This is a genomic window from Streptomyces sp. DSM 40750, from assembly GCF_024612035.1.
Classification (GTDB): Bacteria; Actinomycetota; Actinomycetes; order Streptomycetales; family Streptomycetaceae; genus Streptomyces.
The window spans coordinates 3,926,646-3,943,917 of record NZ_CP102513.1 but is presented as its reverse complement, the minus strand read 5'-3'; the positions used below and the strand labels follow the sequence as shown (position 1 = coordinate 3,943,917).

Annotated in this window: 11 protein-coding genes and 2 pseudogenes; 7 read left to right on the top strand and 6 right to left on the bottom strand. The window is 70.9% G+C overall.

The genetic code is table 11. From position 1 onward, the window contains the following. Nucleotides 1-5 precede the first annotated feature (5 nt). Together dusB and JIX55_RS17660 are read left to right on the top strand one after the other, a co-directional pair. Nucleotides 6-1,148 carry a tRNA dihydrouridine synthase DusB gene (gene dusB / locus JIX55_RS17665; RefSeq protein WP_257564281.1) on the top strand — a complete coding sequence of 381 codons (1,143 nt, stop codon included), beginning with the start codon at nucleotides 6-8 and terminating at the stop codon, nucleotides 1,146-1,148. Nucleotides 1,149-1,331: 183 nt separating this feature from the next. After that, the gene (locus tag JIX55_RS17660; RefSeq protein WP_257564280.1) at nucleotides 1,332-2,504 is read left to right on the top strand and encodes a polysaccharide pyruvyl transferase family protein; all 1,173 of its coding nucleotides are present in this window, start codon (nucleotides 1,332-1,334) and stop codon (nucleotides 2,502-2,504) included. A gap of 95 nt (nucleotides 2,505-2,599) precedes the next feature. On the opposite strand, the gene JIX55_RS17655 is transcribed toward JIX55_RS17660, so the two are convergent. Further along, nucleotides 2,600-4,540 carry an amylo-alpha-1,6-glucosidase gene (locus JIX55_RS17655; protein ID WP_257564279.1) on the bottom strand — a complete coding sequence of 647 codons (1,941 nt, stop codon included), beginning with the start codon at nucleotides 4,538-4,540 and terminating at the stop codon, nucleotides 2,600-2,602. Beyond that, a complete protein-coding gene (locus tag JIX55_RS17650; protein WP_257564278.1) occupies nucleotides 4,537-6,027 on the bottom strand; it encodes an MGH1-like glycoside hydrolase domain-containing protein in 1,491 nt (496 codons plus the stop codon). The genes JIX55_RS17655 and JIX55_RS17650 overlap by 4 nt, the downstream gene beginning before the upstream one ends. Nucleotides 6,028-6,182: 155 nt before the next feature. Here JIX55_RS17650 and JIX55_RS17645 point away from each other — a divergent pair, with 155 nt between their 5' ends. The 4 genes from JIX55_RS17645 (at nucleotide 6,183) to JIX55_RS17630 (ending at nucleotide 11,818) form a co-directional block, all read left to right on the top strand. Further along, nucleotides 6,183-7,403, top strand: a complete 1,221-nt coding sequence (locus JIX55_RS17645; protein ID WP_257564277.1) for an ROK family protein — start codon at nucleotides 6,183-6,185, stop codon at nucleotides 7,401-7,403. A gap of 497 nt (nucleotides 7,404-7,900) precedes the next feature. Further along, nucleotides 7,901-10,648, top strand: coding sequence for a pyruvate, phosphate dikinase (gene ppdK, locus JIX55_RS17640; protein WP_443046437.1), 2,748 nt, complete (start codon nucleotides 7,901-7,903; stop codon nucleotides 10,646-10,648). A gap of 294 nt (nucleotides 10,649-10,942) precedes the next feature. Continuing rightward, nucleotides 10,943-11,362: a hypothetical protein gene (locus JIX55_RS17635; protein WP_257564275.1), complete on the top strand. Its 420-nt coding sequence runs from the start codon at nucleotides 10,943-10,945 to the stop codon at nucleotides 11,360-11,362. Nucleotides 11,363-11,464: 102 nt separating this feature from the next. Then, the gene (locus tag JIX55_RS17630; RefSeq protein WP_257564274.1) at nucleotides 11,465-11,818 is read left to right on the top strand and encodes a hypothetical protein; all 354 of its coding nucleotides are present in this window, start codon (nucleotides 11,465-11,467) and stop codon (nucleotides 11,816-11,818) included. Between the two features lie 56 nt (nucleotides 11,819-11,874). On the opposite strand, the gene JIX55_RS17625 is transcribed toward JIX55_RS17630, so the two are convergent. The 4 genes and pseudogenes from JIX55_RS17625 to JIX55_RS17610 form a co-directional block, all read right to left on the bottom strand. Continuing rightward, nucleotides 11,875-13,032, bottom strand: coding sequence for a PhoX family protein (locus tag JIX55_RS17625; RefSeq protein WP_257564273.1), 1,158 nt, complete (start codon nucleotides 13,030-13,032; stop codon nucleotides 11,875-11,877). A 175-nt stretch (nucleotides 13,033-13,207) separates the two neighbouring features. Beyond that, a complete protein-coding gene (locus JIX55_RS17620; RefSeq protein WP_257564272.1) occupies nucleotides 13,208-14,857 on the bottom strand; it encodes a sensor histidine kinase in 1,650 nt (549 codons plus the stop codon). After that, nucleotides 14,854-15,336, bottom strand: a pseudogene (locus JIX55_RS17615) (winged helix-turn-helix domain-containing protein); the annotation flags it as partial. The pseudogene JIX55_RS17615 and the gene JIX55_RS17620, both read right to left, overlap by 4 nt. Before the next feature lie 600 nt (nucleotides 15,337-15,936). Next, nucleotides 15,937-16,293: pseudogene (locus JIX55_RS17610) on the bottom strand (response regulator transcription factor); the annotation flags it as partial. 274 nt (nucleotides 16,294-16,567) lie between these two features. Here JIX55_RS17610 and JIX55_RS17605 point away from each other — a divergent pair. Further along, nucleotides 16,568-17,209, top strand: a complete 642-nt coding sequence (locus tag JIX55_RS17605; RefSeq protein WP_257564271.1) for a carbonic anhydrase — start codon at nucleotides 16,568-16,570, stop codon at nucleotides 17,207-17,209. Nucleotides 17,210-17,272 lie beyond the last annotated feature (63 nt).

Genomic DNA, 17,272 nt, shown 5'->3' with positions numbered 1-17,272 from the left:
GGGGAATGTCCACGCCCGTGTCCCCCTTGCAGATCGGCCCGCACACCGTCTCGCCGCCCGTCGTCCTGGCCCCCATGGCCGGCATCACGAACGCGCCCTTCCGCACCCTGTGCAGGGAGTTCAGCGGCGGCAAGGGCCTGTTCGTCAGCGAGATGATCACCACGCGGGCGCTGGTCGAACGCAACGAGAAGACCATGCAGCTGATCCGCTTCGACGCGACCGAGAAGCCGCGTTCGATCCAGCTGTACGGCGTGGACCCGGCGACCGTCGGCAAGGCCGTCCGCATGATCGCGGAGGAGGGCCTCGCCGACCACATCGACCTGAACTTCGGCTGCCCGGTCCCCAAGGTGACCCGCAAGGGCGGCGGCTCGGCCCTCCCGTACAAGCGGCATCTGCTGCGCGCGATCCTCCGCGAGGCGGTGAGCGGCGCCGGGGACCTCCCGGTCACCATGAAGATGCGCAAGGGCATCGACGACGACCACATCACCTACCTCGACGCCGGCCGTATCGCCGTCGAGGAGGGCGTCACGGCGATCGCCCTGCACGGCCGTACGGCCGCCCAGCACTACGGCGGCACGGCCGACTGGGACGCCATCGCCCGCCTGAAGGAGCACGTCCCCGAGATCCCGGTCCTCGGCAACGGCGACATCTGGTCCGCGCGGGACGCGCTGCGGATGGTCCGCGAGACCGGCTGCGACGGCGTGGTCGTGGGCCGCGGCTGCCTGGGGCGGCCGTGGCTGTTCGCGGACCTGGTGGCGGCGTTCGAGGGCCGGACGGAGCACATCGCACAGCCTTCGCTCCGCGAGGTCGCCGACATCATGGTCCGGCACGCCACCCTGCTCGGCGAGTGGAGCGGCGACGAGTCGAAGGGGGTCGTCGACTTCCGCAAGCACGTGGCCTGGTACCTCAAGGGCTTCTCGGTCGGCTCCGAGATGCGTAAGCGCCTCGCCATCACCTCCTCCCTCGCCGAACTCCGCTCCGGACTCGACGAGTTGGACCTCGACCAGCCCTGGCCGACCGGCGCCGACGGCCCGCGCGGCCGCACCTCCGGCAACAACCGCGTCGTCCTCCCGGACGGCTGGCTCAAGGACCCCTACGACTGCGCGGGCGTGGGCGAGGAAGCCGAACTGGACACGTCCGGGGGCTAGCGGCCGGATGTGTCCGGAGGATGGCGACTGGATGTGTCCGGGGGCCGGCGACCTGACGTGCGGAAGCCGGCAACTGGACATGTGCTGGGGCCAGTTGCCCTGTTATGCCAGATTTCCGGTCGTTGTGCGGCCGGTTTCCGTCATCTCGGAATGAGTGGGGAAATGTCCGGGTAGCGCGCTTCGGTGTGCGGAGCGAATGAGACACCGAAGAAGCCGGCGAAGAAGTCGGCGAAGAGGCCCTCGAAGCGGCCGGCGCGGAAACCGCCGCCGCAGCCGGGCGAACCGTCCCTGCCCCCCGCCCCGCCGCCCGCCTACGTCCCGCACTGCGCGCACTACGTCTCGTACGTCCTCACCGTCCTGGACCGGCTGGTCCCGGCCGGCACCCGATGCGCGCTCATCGGAGCCCCACTGAACTCCAACGTCGGCGACAGCGCGATCTGGCTCGGCCAGCGGGCGCTGCTCGGCGCGCTCGGGGCCGAGGTGCGCTACGCCTGCGACCTGATGTCGTACGACGCCGGGCACCTGGCGGCGTGTCTCCCGGACGGGCCGATCATGCTGACGGGCGGCGGCAACCTGGGCGACCTGTGGGAGGACAGCCAACTCCTCCGCGAACAGGTGCTGCGCGACTTCCCGGACCGCCGGATCGTCCAGCTGCCCCAGTCCACGCACTTCACGGACCGCGCCAACCTCACCCGCGCCCGCCGCGTCTTCGACGCCCACCCCGACCTCACGCTGCTCCTGCGCGACCGGCACAGCCTGCACCGCTGCCGCACGGTCTTCGAGGCACCCGCACTGCTCGCCCCCGACCTTGCCTTCGCCGTACCGCCGGACGCGCTGGCCGGCGGCACGGTCGCCCACGACGTCGTCTGGCTGGCCCGCGAGGACAAGGAGTCAGCGAAGGGCCCACCGGCCGGACGCGGCCCGGCCCAACAGGAGCACGGCGGCCCGTACGTCTTCGACTGGACCCGGGAGGGCGCCGACACCGAGTGGCGCCAGGCGAAGGAGACACTCTGGCGAAGCCGGGCCCGCGCCCTGTGCCGCGCGGGCTCCGGCGACCCGGCAGGAGCCGTTCCCGGCCTGCTCGCCGCGTACGACGGCCTGGCTCGCCTCCAACTCGCCCGTGGCTGCCGCCTGTTGACCGCCGGCCGCGTCGCAGTCACCGACCGCCTGCACGGCCACGTCCTGGGCCTCCTCCTGGGCCTCCCCCACGTCCTGGTCGCCGACCGCTACGGCAAGATCCGCAGCTACTGGGACACCTGGACGGCCCACCGCCCGCCGACCACGGCGTGGGCCTGGACGGAGACGGAGGCGAGGCAGACGGCGGGAAGGCTGTTGGCGGGGCTCCGGGCCCCGTAAGGGGCGCGGGACTGTATCGATGTGCGGCTCCGCCGCGTGGGCGCGAGCAACCACGACGAACGCGCACTCGCCCTACGATCTTCCCGGCCGAGCTCTCACGCGCCCCCAACCGCGGTCAGCAGAGCCAACGGCGTCGCCGCCGACCGCGACTCCCGCACGCACGCATGCGGATACGGCACCGGCTCCGCATGCGTATCCCGCCCATACCCGGCAAGAACCTCCGGCAGCCGATGCCCGGCTGCCGTCGCCGCGTCGACCAGCCCGACGGCAACCGCCCGCGCCTCGTCATGCAGCCCGTACCGCGCCAGCCCCAACGTGATCAGCGCGTTGTCATGGGGCCAGACCGACCCCCGGTGATACGACAGCGGGTGATACGCGGGCTGCCCGGAGGCCAGCGTCCGCACACCCCACCCGGAGAAGAAGTCGGGTTCCAGGAGCCGCCGGCCGACCACCTTCCCGTACTCCTTGTCCAGCAGCCCCGACCACAGCAGATGCCCCGCGTCCGAGGCGAGGGCGTCGACCTGTCGGCCCTCGGCGTCCAACGCCAGCGCCGGGAAGCTGTGGTCGGACATCCAGAAGTCCCGCTGGAAACGGTCACGGAGGTCACCCGCGGCCTGCTCCAACAGCGCCGCGTACACCTCGTCCTCCCAGACCGTGCGGGCGAGGACGGCCGTACGGCGCAGCGCGTCGTACGCGTAACCCTGCGCGCCCGCCGCCATCACCGGCCCGGTGGCGGGACGGCTGCCGTCGGCGGAACAGATCGAGCCGGGGGAGTCCTTCCAGTTCTGGTTGGCGAGGCCGCCCTGGTCGGCCCGGTAGACGAGGTAGCCGCGCGAGGTGAGGCCGCCGTGGTCGAGCATCCAGCCGATCGCGGCCCGGGCGTTGGACTCCAGGCGACGGGCCAGGGTGACGTCCCCGGTCTGTTCGACGTACGCGCCGAGCAGGACGAGGAACAGCGGGGTCGCGTCCACCGAGCCGTAGTAACGCCCGTACGGCACCTGCCCGAAGTGCGCCAGCTCGCCGTGCCGTACCTCGTGCACGATCTTGCCGGGTTGGGCCACGGAGTCCACGCCCACCTCGGTCGCCTGGGCCGCGGCGAGCGCGAGCAGCGTGGCGGCGGCCGGCTCCGGCCGGTAGGGGAGCGCGAAGAGGGAGGTCAGCAGGGCGTCGCGACCGAGGAGGGTCAGGAACCAGGGCGCTCCGGCGGCGGGTACGCGCAGGGTCTCGCCGTCCGGGCCGGTCGCCGGGACCTGGAGCGCGGCGAGATCGGCGAGGCCGCGTGCGCAGGCCGCGGCCAGCTCGGGCCAGCCGGTGGGGAATGCCACGCCCTCCATGAACTCGCCCTCCACGGCGAGGAGTTGATCCTGCACGGCAGCCGGTGAGCGGGGTACCCGCAGGGCCCGCCGGTCGCCGTGGGGCCGTGCCATCACCCGCAGGGTCAGCTCCACCGAGCCGTGCGGTTCGACATCGAGGGCCCAGACGAGCCGCCGTGCCCCCGTCCCGGTCTCCTCCACGTTGTCCGGCGCGGGCTCGGCCGTCACCGTCGTACACGACCGCCACTCACCGCGCCGATAGCTGAACTCCACACCGTTGTCGAGGACTTCGCGCCCTCTGACGACACCGCTCTTGGCGTAGGTACGGAAGTCGGAGCGCAGCTCGAACTGGTCGGTGAAGTCGGCGTCCGCGGTGACCGCGATCCGGACCGTCGTCGCCACCGGGCGGTTGCTCGTGACGCGCAGCGACTCCACGAACGCGCTGTCGGAGACGGCCTGTTCACGGAAGAGCGTGTACGCGGGCGGCTCCCGGCGGCCGCCCCGGGGCACGAGCACGCACCGCGTGGTGTCGCCGTCGGCGACCGGTGTGAGCGTCTCGGGAACCGCGCCGTCGACGGTCAGCTGCCATCGGCTCAGATGCCGGGCGTCCCGTACGAACAACCCGTCCGGGGAACTGCCGCCCCGCACCCCGCTGATGTCGCCGCCGTCGCCCACGGCGGCGAACGTCCCGCCCCGCACGAGCAGATGATGCCGATCCGTCATCCCAGGTCCCCTCCCTTGTCACTCATGCCGAGCATGGCTTGGTGATCGTGGTGCCGTCCGTGGTGCTGCCCATGGCCGTGATCGTGGCCGTGGTCGTCCTGGTGCAGCAGGTCGAGGGTGAGCGCGGCCGTCCAGCTGAAGCCGAGCGCTCCACAGGCCTCGCCGGTGTACGGATCCACGTACTCGGCGAAGCCGGACGCCTCCGCCGTCTCCAGCAACGCCGCCCGCAGTGCGTCGGCCCGCCCCACCTCGCCGTGCAGCCTGAGCCCCCGCTCCAGCATCCAGTTGGTGTTGAACCACGCCGGCCCACGCCAGTACCGGTGCGGATCGAAGGCCTCACCGGTGAGGTCGTACGAGGGCACGAGCCGGGTGGTGTCGCCGAGCCCGAAGCGGGGACCGTGGATCGTCCGCACGAGAGCGGCGGTGATGTCGCGGGGGAGGTCGGGGAGAAGCAGGGGCATCAGGCCGGAGACGCTGCGCTCGGGGATGAGGGCGTCGGTGGTGGCGTCCCGGCAGAAGAACATCCCCTCCGCCGGATCCCACAGCCGCTCCACCAGCCTCGCTGTCAGCCGCTCCGCGCGCGCGTGCCGTGCCGTGCCCGGTGCGCCCAGTTCCTTCGCGATCCGCGCCAACGCGTGCTCGGAGGCGATGAGCAGGGCGTTGAAGGCAGGGTCCTCGACGGCGAACTCGCCCGCTCCATCGGCATACCCGGCGTCCCGGTAGTCCGTCGCCAGCCGCACATACCGCCCGTAGTCCAGATCGGTCGGCCGGTCCTCGGCAGCGCCGTGGTCGAGGTCGGCGCGGCGGAAGGAGCGGGCCGGGGCCGGGGTGATCCGGGAGAGAGGCGCGTCCCAGGTGGGGCTGTTGTCCATGCCCTGCTCCCAGGGGTGGACGACGGAGGCCAGCCCGCCCCCGCCCAGGTCGCGGCGGTGCAGCAGATAGCGGTGCCAGGCGGCCAGCTGCGGATACACCCGGGGCAGGAAGCCGCGCGCCCGGGACAGCCCGGGGTCCGCCCGGTGCACCAGCCACGCGGCCAGCGCGTGCACCGGCGGCTGCACGATGCCGGAGGTCTGTGTGGTGCGCGGGGCGCCCGCGGCGCGCCCCGCGGTCGAGGAGCGCCAGAAGTCGGGGCTCGGGAAGTAGGCGTCGAGCGGCACGGCGGGGTTGAAGACGATGTGCGGGATCCGTCCGTCGCCCCACTGCGCCGCGAGCAGCGTCTCCAGCTCGGTCTGTGCCCGCAGCGGCGACAGATGGCGCAGCCCGATCGCGATGAACGCCGAGTCCCACGACCACTGGTGCGGATACAGCTTGCGCGACGGCACCGTGGACAGTCCCGTCCAGTTGCCCGCCAGTACCGCCGCCGCGCCACGGTGCAGCGAACCGGCGGATGCGGTCGGTGCTGTCGACGCGGCCGGATCGTATACGTCGACTGCGCGAGGCGTGCTCGTGCCTGGTCGAAGGGCGGTGAGCTGGGGTGTGCGGTCCACGCAGGGCTCCCTGAGGACAAGGTGCCGACGGGTTCGGCAGTAGCTACCGTAGGGTTACGTCTATTTAACACGCAAAACTCAATATGTAATGCAGAGTTGGTGAACGCAAGAGGGTGCGGCGGAGCGGTTTCCCGACGGGCCGCGACAATGGCGGCATGAGCAGAAGGGCCGTGAAGGTGGGCAGTCACGCCGGTGCCGGAGATCTGCTGGAGCTGGTCCGCAGCGGCCGGGCCACCACCCGTGGCGCGCTCCAGCAGGCCACGGGCCTGTCCCGGGCCACGGTCGGCCAGCGTCTGGACCGCCTCTTCCGCGCGGGCTGGCTCCGCGAGGGCGCCGGCGGCCCCGTCGACTCTCCCCTCGGCGGCCGCCCCTCCATCACCCTCGAATTCGACGACGAACACGCGGTCGTCCTCGCCGCCGACCTCGACACCCGGCACGCCCGTGCCGCCGTCCTCTCCCTCACCGGCGAGATCCAGGCCGAGCACACCGGCATCCTGGTCATCGAGGAGGGCCCGGACGCCGTACTGGACGAACTCGGGCACTGGTTCGCCGAACTCCTGGAGAAGGCGGGCCATCCGGCGGACGCGGTCTGCGGCATCGGCCTCGCGGTCCCCGGCCCGGTGGAAACCGACACCGGCCGCGTCGTCCAGCCGCCGATCATGCCCGGCTGGGACGGCTACGACATACGAAGGCGCCTGGCCCGCGCCTTCACCGACCACGCGGCCGGCCCGGTCGGCGTCCCGGTCCTCGTCGACAACGACGCCAACCTCATGGCGTACGGCGAACAGCGCACGGGATACGCCGACTGCTCGGCGTTCGCGCTGGTCAAGGTCTCGACGGGCATCGGCGCGGGAGTCGTGGTCGGCGGCTCGATATACCGGGGCATCGACGGCGGCGCCGGCGACATCGGCCACATCCGGGTCCCACAGGGCGCGGAGGCGCTGTGCAGGTGCGGCTCGTACGGCTGTCTGGCGGCGGTCGCGAGCGGCGGCGCCGTGGCGCGACGGCTGGCGGAGACGGGGGTTCCGGCGGCCTCGGGCTCAGATGTGCGCGACCTGCTGGTCGCCGGCCACCCGGGAGCGATGGCGCTCGCGCGCGACGCGGGCCGGGCCGTCGGGGACGTCCTGGCGACGGTCGTGACCCTGCTGAACCCCGGCGTCCTGATGATCGCCGGGGATTTGGCCGGAACACCCTTCCTCACGGGCGTACGTGAACTGCTCTACCAGCGGGCCCTGCCCCGCTCCACGGCCCATCTGGCCGTGGTGACCTCCCGGTTGGGGGAGCGGGCGGCCCTGGTCGGGGCGGGTGCGCTGGTCGTCGAGTACCTGTACGCGCCACGGCGGGCGGAGGAGCGGCTGGCGGCGCTGGGGGTGTGAGCCGGTCGTGCGCCTGTCATGAGCGGTCTGAGCCGTCGTGCGCCTGTAGTGGGTGGTGTGAGCCGTCGTGCGCTCGTCAGGGGCGGTGTGACGGGCGTGTTTCCATCCCGAGGACCGGTCCGCATGGTGAAATCCCGTCCCCCCGAACTGCGTGATTCTCGCCACCCCTGATAGGGGTGGCGCTCACATGAGCGAATCGTGAGCCGTTCCGTGACTTCAAAGGGTGGCACTCGGTGCCACCCTTTGATCGTTCATCGGGCGAACTCAGGCGCGCGGATTGCTGCTCATGTGAGCATAATGGCAGGCGGGTGGGGATGGTTGAGTTCAAGAGGTGAACGCATTCCCGTGCTGTTCCTTGCCAAGCCTTGACTTTCGATCTACTGGCGGACGGGTGGTTACAGGCGCATGACGCACAAGTGGACGTACCCAGGAGCCTTCGATCTGGGTATGTTCCTCGCCGTCAGGGCAGCCACCGCGTCCTCAAGGAGTTGGGACCTGTGTCGGAAAACAAAGATCCCCACGTAGGCCACGTAGCTCAGAGTGTTGAGGGCGTGAAGTTTGTTTATGACTTCACCGAAGGCAACAAGGACCTCAAGGACCTCCTCGGCGGCAAGGGTGCGAACCTCGCCGAGATGACCAACCTGGGTCTCCCCGTCCCACCCGGCTTCACCATCACCACCGAGGCCTGCAAGGTCTACCTCGACAGCGGCGACGAGCCCGCGGCACTCCGTGACGAGGTCAGTGCCCACCTCGTGGCCCTCGAAGAGAAGATGGGCAAGAAGCTCGGCCAGGCCGACGACCCGCTCCTCGTCTCGGTCCGCTCCGGCGCGAAGTTCTCGATGCCGGGCATGATGGACACGGTCCTGAACATCGGCCTGTCGGACAAGTCGGTCCAGGGCCTCGCCAAGCAGGCCGGCGACGACCGCTTCGCCTGGGACTCCTACCGCCGGCTCATCCAGATGTTCGGCAAGACCGTCCTCGGTGTCGACGGCGACCTCTTCGAGGAGGCGCTGGAGGCGGCGAAGGCGGCCAAGAAGGTCGTCGTGGACACCGAGCTGGAGGCCGCCGACCTCAAGAAGCTCGTCACCAAGTTCAAGAAGATCGTCAAGACCGAGGCCGGCCGGGACTTCCCGCAGGACCCGCGCGAGCAGATGGACCTCGCCATCCACGCGGTCTTCGACTCCTGGAACACCGACCGCGCCAAGCTCTACCGCCGCCAGGAACGCATCCCCGGCGACCTCGGCACGGCGGTCAACGTCTGTTCGATGGTCTTCGGCAACCTGGGCCCGGACTCCGGCACGGGCGTCGCGTTCACCCGTGACCCCGCCTCCGGCCACCAGGGCGTCTACGGCGACTACCTGCAGAACGCCCAGGGCGAGGACGTGGTCGCGGGCATCCGCAACACCGTCCCCCTCGCGGAGCTGGAGTCGATCGACAAGAAGTCGTACGACCAGCTGATGCAGATCATGGAGACCCTGGAGAACCACTACAAGGACCTCTGCGACATCGAGTTCACCATCGAGCGCGGCCAGCTGTGGATGCTGCAGACGCGGGTGGGCAAGCGGACGGCGGGCGCGGCCTTCCGTATCGCCACGCAGCTGGTGGACCAGGGCCTGATCGACGAGGCGGAAGCCCTCCAGCGGGTGACGGGCGCCCAGCTCGCGCAGCTCATGTTCCCCCGTTTCGACGAGGACGCGAAGGTCGCACAGGTCGGCCGCGGCATCGCCGCCTCCCCGGGCGCGGCGGTCGGCAAGGCGGTCTTCGACTCGTACACCGCCGTGAAGTGGTCGCGTTCGGGCGAGAAGGTCATCCTGGTCCGCCGCGAGACCAACCCCGACGACCTCGACGGCATGATCGCGGCGGAGGGCATCCTGACCTCGCGCGGCGGCAAGACGTCCCACGCGGCCGTCGTCGCGCGCGGCATGGGCAAGACGTGCGTGTGCGGCGCGGAGGAGCTGGAAGTCGACACCAAGCGCCGCCGCATGACGGTCCCCGGCGGGCATGTGGTGGAGGAAGGCGACCTGATCTCGATCGACGGGTCGAGCGGCAAGGTCTACCTGGGCGAGGTCCCGGTCGTGCCGTCCCCCGTCGTGGAGTACTTCGAGGGCCGGATGCACGCGGGTGCCAACGACGCCGACGAGTTGGTCGAGGCGGTCCACCGGATCATGGCCTTCGCGGACCGGAAGCGCCGTCTCCGTGTCCGGGCCAACGCCGACAACGCCGAGGACGCGCTGCGCGCCCGCCGCTTCGGCGCGCAGGGCATCGGTCTGTGCCGTACGGAACACATGTTCCTCGGTGACCGCCGTGAGCTGGTGGAACGCCTGATCCTGGCGGACACGGAGGTCGAGCGGGAGGAGTCCCTGAAGGCGCTGCTGCCCCTCCAGAAGCAGGACTTCGTGGAGCTCTTCTCGGCGATGGACGGCCTGCCGGTGACGGTCCGTCTCCTGGACCCGCCGCTGCACGAGTTCCTGCCGGACATCACGGAGCTGTCGGTCCGCGTGGCCCTGGCGGAGTCCCGCCAGGAACCGCACGAGAACGAACTGCGCCTGCTCCAGGCGGTTCACCGCCTGCACGAGCAGAACCCGATGCTGGGCCTGCGCGGTGTACGTCTGGGCCTGGTGATCCCCGGTCTCTTCACGATGCAGGTACGGGCGATCGCCGAGGCGGCTGCCGAGCGCAAGAACGCCAAGGGCGACCCGCGCGCCGAGGTCATGATCCCGCTCGTCGGCACGGTCCAGGAACTGGAGATCGTCCGCGAGGAGGCCGACCAGGTCATCGCGGAGGTCCAGGCGGCGACCGGTACGGAGCTGAAGCTGGCGATCGGCACGATGATCGAACTCCCGCGGGCCGCCCTGACGGCGGGCCAGATCGCGGAGGCGGCGGAGTTCTTCTCCTTCGGCACGAACGACCTGACGCAGACGGTCTGGGGCTTCAGCCGCGACGACGTCGAGGCCTCCTTCTTCACGGCCTACCTGGAGAAGGGCATCTTCGGCGTCTCCCCCTTCGAGACGATCGACAAGGACGGCGTCGGTTCGCTGGTGAAGCTGGCGGTGGAGGCGGGCCGCGCGACCCGCCCCGACCTCAAGCTCGGCGTCTGCGGCGAACACGGCGGCGACCCCGAGTCCGTCCACTTCTTCCACGAGGTGGGCCTGGACTACGTCTCCTGCTCCCCGTTCCGTATCCCGGTGGCCCGTCTGGAGGCCGGCCGCGCGGCCTCCCAGTCGACGGGCAGCGACCACCGCTAGCCACACCGGGCCCCCGCGAGGCTTCGCCTCGCGACCCCGAACCCCGGAACCGCCGCTTGTCCCCGACCGACCCTCACCGATGGGCGGCGGTTCCGGATCACGAAGAGAGGGCGGCACCCCGTGCGGGGGGTGCCGCCCTTTCGGTTTGTGGGAGGTTGCCTCCTGTGCTTCGAGATCACCTGATTCGGTGGTGATCGGACAGAGCGATCGTTTCTGTGTGTGCTCGTGAAGTTACATTCCGTAATTGGCCGTGGCTGTTGGGGCCGCAGGGTCGATGTCGATACGGAGGTGCGTATGAAGAGGGCGATGGTCGGGATGGTGGCTGCCGCGCTGGTCCTTCCGGGCGCGGGAGCCGCGCTCGCGGCACAACAGGGGAAGATCCCGAAGCTCGAGTCGCGAGGCGTCGAATTCCTGGACGGGCACTACGAGTTCCATCCCCCGGGAACCAATCACGGATCCTTCGAATGGTCCGGGTTGCTGAAGGACTCCGATCCCCGTGACGGTCACACCGTGTATGTGCAGGTCGGAGTCGAGGGGCACGGCTGGGCGCGGTACTACGGGAAGCAGCGGACAACGGTCCGGATGCATCACTCCGACTGGAGCGGTGCCAAGCGCTCCACGGACGACGCGAAGATCCGGGTGTGTCGTGACCGGGGCTCTCCGCGCCCGGACAACTGCTCGCCGACCGTGAGCTTCTCGTACGACAGCGACTGAGCTGTGCCGCTGGTTGCGGGGAGGGCGCCGGCCGTGGATACCGTCGGTGTCCCCGGTCGGCCGAGTTCGCGGTTGGCGTGTGCAGAGAGTGGTTCGAGTTTCGTGAGCGGGCAGCGAGAGACGACGACGTTGTGGCGGCCCACCGGGCCGAAGGAGTTGGAACTGGTGCGGGAGTCGGGGTGGCGGGCCTGGCCGCCTCGGCTACCCGAGCAGCCGATCTTCTATCCGGTGCTCAATGAGGAGTACGCCGTGAAGATCGCTCGGGACTGGAATGTGAAGCATGACGGGGCGGGATACGTCACGCGGTTCGAGGTCGAGGCGGAGTTCCTGCGGCGGTATCCGGTGCGGCAGGCCGGTGGGGAGACGATTCTCGAGCTGTGGGTGCCGGCTGAGGAGCTCGAGGAGTTCAACGAACACATCGTGGGGGAGATCGAGGTCGTGCACGAGTTCCGCTGAGCAGGGGAGGCCTGGGGCGCCCGCGCGGAGAGAGCGCCCTGAGCCTCCTCGGCCCGTCAGGTCCGGAACGGGCCCGTCACCTCGTAGGTGATGCCGCCCGACGAACTGCCGCTCGTGCCGCGCTGGCTGGAGAAGTACAGGCGGCGGCCGTCGGGGGAGAAGGCGGGGCCGGTGATCTCCGACGACGACTGGCCGCTGATGCGGAGGAAGGGGGCGATGACGTCGTCCGGGGTGATGACGCAGATCTCCATGTTTCCGCCGTCCTCCGCGACGAAGAGGTCGCCGGAGGAGGTGCCCGTGACGTTGTCGACGCCGGTGAGCGGGGCCGTGCCACTGGTGACCAGGGAGTCGTCGTAGGCGAGTTCGATGGTCTGGGCGGCCGCGTTGTACTGCCAGACGCGGTTGTCGCCCTTCGTCGTGAACCAGCAGGTGTCGTCGGCGTAGTAGCAGCCCTCGCCGCCGTTGAAGCGTTTGGCGCCGGAGACCTGGTTGCGGGTGGCGGTGGCGCCGGTCGGGTCGGGGACCCGGGACCAGGTCACCGGGCCGCTGGTGGCGGTGCCGGCCACCAGGACCTCCAGCGTGCCGGCCGACAGATCGCCCCAGGTCGTCGGCCGGAAGCGGTAGAAGCAGCCGTCGGTGACGTCCTCCGTCATGTAGACGACGCCGCGGGTGGGGTCGGCGGCAGCCGCCTCGTGCTTGAAGCGGCCCATGGCGTCCCGGCGGACGGCCGCCTTCGCGCCCCACGGGTCGGTCTCGTAGACGTAGCCGCGGTCCACCTCCTCGCAGGACAGCCAGGTGTTCCACGGGGTCTTGCCGCCGGCGCAGTTCTGGCGGGTGCCGGACAGGATGCGGTACGCCGACGTGACCGCGCCCGTCGACGAGAACCGCACCGCGCTCGCGCCGCCGGACGGATTGATCTCCGAGTTGGAGACATAGATCCAGCCGGTGCCGTCCGTGTAACAGGCGCCGCCGTCGGGGGCGTTGTGCCAGGTGTACGACGTACCGGGGACCGTCTGGCCGGAGCGGGCGATCACCCGGCTGGTGAAGCCGCTCGGGAGCCGGATGCCGTTGGCGTCCGCCGAGCCGAGCGCTCCGTACGGGCCGGTGCCCGGCTGGGCGGGCGCGGCGTACGCGGCGCCGCGCCACAAGGTCCCGCCGAAGACCGTCGATGAGCCGCCGAGGACGGCCGCGCGCAGGAGAGTACGACGTTCCACTGTCGCTCCAAGGAATGCTGTGACCGGCCCGCCTGCCGGTCGGCGGCGGGGTCGCGCGGTGTTGGAACTTAGGGGAGCGTGATTGACGGAGAATGGACAACCCGTGACTCCATGGGGGCGTTCACAGGTGGTGCATGGGTGGCGGGCTCCTGCGGAGCCATGCGCGGCGGTCGGCTCACGCCGGTAGCGGCGGAGCCTCGCGGCGGCGTTGGCCGGGGCGGCCTCCGAAGCCGTGGCCGTGGGGCTGGGCCGGGGGTTCCGCCGACGGGAGGCGGACCACGGCGTCCAGGCCGCCCGTGGCGGCCTCGCGGAGTGAGACCTCGCCGCCGCTGGCGTGGGCGAGGCGTTGGACCAGGGAGAGGCCGAGGCCGGTGCCGCCCTTGGGAGCGCCCGGGGCGCGCCAGAAGCGGTCGAAGGCGCGGGCGCGCTGGTCGGGCGTCATACCGGGGCCCTCGTCGGTGACGTGGAGGTCGACCCAGCTGGGCCGGGCGTCGCGCAGCGCCCGGCGGGCGGGGACGAGGAGCCGTAGCTCCATGGTGACCGTGCTGTACGCCGGGGAGGCGCGCAGGGCGTTGGAGAGGAGGTTGTCGAGGATCTGCTCCACGGCCCCCGGGAGGGCCATGACCGGGCCCACACTGCCGGCGAAGAGGACGAGCGAGACCCCCTCACGTTCGAACAACGGCCCCCACGTACGGTGCCGTTCCGCGCAGATCGCCCCCAGGTCGACCTGGGCCGGGATGGCCGCCGCCTCCTCCAGGCGGGCCATCGCCAGCAGCCCCTCGACCATCCGGGCCAGCCGGTCCGTCTCGGTGACGGCCGCGTCGAGGCTCGGCCGGGCGTGCCGGGCGATGTCCGGCTCCAGGTTCTCCAGCCGCAGCCGCAACGCGGCCAGCGGGGTCTTGAGCTGGTGCGAGGCCTCGCCGGCGAAGGCCCGCTGGGACGCCAGCAGATGTTCGAGGCGGGCGGCGGTCGTGTTGAAGGCCGCCGCGAGACTCCGTACCTCCGGCGGGCCCGAGGTGACCACCACACTCGTGGCCGCGCCGCCCTCGGCCAGCCGGTGCGTGGCCTCCTCCAACTGCCGGATGGGGCGGCCCGTCCAGCGCGCGAACGCGAACGCCACCGCGGCCACCCCGGTGAGCACCGTCAGTCCGGCCAGGGCCAGCAGCAGCCAGACCGCGAACACCCGGGCGTGCACCATGGTCGTGGGGAGCGTGACGCGTACGGCGCCCTGCGCGGACTCGCCCGAGGCCGAGTACGAGCGCGTGCCTGAGTACGAGCCCGTGCCTGAGTACGAGCGCGTGCCTGAGTATGAACGCGTGCCTGAGTCCGTGCCCGAACCGGCGCTTGTAACTGCGCCCGAGGTCGTGTCCGAGCCCGAGTCCGTGTCCGAGCCCGCGCCCGCCGTCGTGGGGCCGACCGGAGCCGCCACGGACAGGTAGTGCACGCCGCCGGTCGTCGTCGTACGCACGTCCGTGGTGGCGCGGCCCCGGAGTGCGGCGGAGATCTCGGGGAGGGACGAGAGGGTCCGTTCCTCGCCGTCGGACATGGAGTGCGAGCTGGCCAGCAGCTTCCCGTCCGCGTCGACGATGACGACCTGTCCGCCGATGCGTTCGGCGCAGTGCCTGGCGCGCTCGACGAGTTCGTCCCGGCGGTGGGCGGCGAGGGACAGCGCGGCGTACGCGGCCACCGACTCCGCCTCGTCGTTGGCCGAGTTGACGATCCGTTCGCGTTCGGCCCGCGAGTAGACGAAGCCCAGCGGGATCTCCAGGCCGAGCAGGACCAGGGCGGCGAGGCTGAGGTAACTCAGCAGCAGACGGCGGGTCATGACGCCCTGGCCTCGGGGGTGCGATGCCTCCCCGCTGCCTGTCCGCGCTCACGGCCATGACCCTGGGGCCGGCCCGGACCCGGTCCCGGCGCCTGCCCGGGGGTGCGTACGGCGAGCCGGAAGCCGACACCGCGCAGGGTCTGGATCCACGCCGGGTCGCCCAGCTTGCGGCGCAGGGTCGCGACATGCACGTCGAGTGTCTTGGTCGGGCCCTGATAGTGGTCGTCCCAGACGCGGTTGAGGATCTGCTGCCGGGAGTAGACCGCCCCGGGGTCCTCGGTGAGCAGCGCCAGCAGCTCGAACTCCTTCGGCGTCAGCGCGACCGGTACCTCGCCGACCCACACCTGCCGGGTCCGCCGGTCCACGACCAGCGGGCCGGGCGGCGGAGCGGCACTGTCGCCGGCCGCCGCCGGGCCGGAGGAGTCACGCGGTTCGGGCGGAGCCTGTTCATAGGCCGGGGGTTCGTACACGGGGGGCTCGTGGACGGGGGGTTCATAGACCGGGACGCCGTGCGCCGGAGTGCCGTACGTCGGGGTGCCGTGCGCCGGGCTTCCGTACGCCGGGCTTCCGTACGTCGGATTCTCGAAGGCCGGGTTCCCGAAGGCGGGGGTGCCGTGCGCCGGGGTTCCGTACATCGGCGTGCCGTGCGTGGGGGTTCCGGATACCGGCGTCCCGTGCGCGGGCGTCCCGGAAACCGATGTCCCGTGCGCGGGCGTTCCCTGCGCTGGTGTCCCCTGCGCCGGTGTCTCGTACGCGGCCGACCAGTCGTACTCGGCCCCGCCACCGCCGGCGCCGACACCGGTCCCACCGCCCGCGCCCCTGACGCCGCCCACGCCGCCGACGCGCCCCGGGCCCTCGGCCCCGAAATCGTCTCCGGCCGCGAAGTCGCTGCCGGCACCGAAACCGTTCCCGACACCGACACCGACACCGACACTGGAACCGGCACCCACACCGAACCCGGCGGCCGACCGCTCCTGAGCCGCCAACTCCTGTGCGGACAGTACTCGTTGGGCGTACGGCTCGACCTCGACCCCGCTCTCGGCCACCACGACCCCGGCCACGATCCCGCCGCCCCCCGGCCGTTGATGGCGTCGTGACACCGCTCGTATCCGGGCGACCAGTTCCCGGATGCTGAACGGTTTCGCCAGGTAGTCGTCGGCGCCCAGTTCCAGGCCCAGCACACGGTCGGCCTCCTCGCCGCGCGCGCTGAGGATGATGATCGGGACGTCGGAGGTCCGGCGGATACCGCGGCAGACGTCGATGCCGTCCATGTCGGGCAGGCCGAGATCCAGCAGGACGACATCGCCGTGCGGACCTCTCAACCCGTCCGCGCCGTTGGCCACGTGGTGGACCGTCAGGCCGAAGTGTCGCAGCCCGTCGGCGAGCGGTTCGGCGATCGTCTCGTCGTCCTCGATGAGCAGCACTCGTACGCCCATGGCGGCCTGTCTCTCCAAAAGGTCGGGACAACACGAGTCCGTGCTGTGGGGTCGACACGCTACAAGAGACCGCACAGCAACGTGCAGGGAATCCGGAGCATTGTGAAATGACCCTCAGAAACCGCTTGTATTCGGTCCCTCTACCTGCGGCGAAGGGGTACCCGGCCGGAATCTGTGGAAAACCTGGCGCCGTTTTAGTGTTCGCTTAACCTTCCTCTGGTCATCGTCCCCCTACGGTCGTAAGAGCTGGTCGGAACCACTGTCGGGAGGCAGGATGAAGGCGTTGCTGGATCGCGCCCGGTCGTTCAAGCGACGGGTGGACTTCGAGAGCGATGAATACCGGAAACTGGCCGTCGGGCAATTTCCCGAGGCGCTGTTCATTACCTGCTCGGACTCGCGGGTGATTCCCGCCCTGATCACCGGAGCACGGCCCGGCGAGATATTCGAGCTGCGAAATGCGGGCAACATCGTGCCGCCGCACGACGCGTACGGGGCCGCCTCCGGTGAGGCCGCCACCATCGAATACGCGCTGGAGGTGCTCGGCGTTCAGGACATCGTGGTGTGTGGTCATTCCCACTGTGGCGCGATGGGCGCGCTCAAGTACGGCGCCGACCTGTCCGGCCTGCCCAGGGTGGACGCCTGGCTCGACTACGCCCGGCCCGCGCTCGAACCGGTACTTGGCGACAGCGGCGGTGACAACGGCCGTGCCACCACGTCGTCGTCCGAGGACCCCGCCCTGCGCGAGGTCGTCCAGCTCAACGTCCGCAACCAGCTCGCCGTCCTCCGGGACTATCCCGTCGCCCGGCAGCAACTCGACGCCGGACGGCTCCGGTTGCACGGCTGGTACTACGAGATCGACACCGGCAAGGTCCATGAACTGGACGCGGACGGCGGCTTCCAGGTGCACGACTCATGAGCGGAGCGCACGGACGACGGCACGCGGCGGGCGCCCGCAGGGCCGTCAGAAACAGCCAGACCG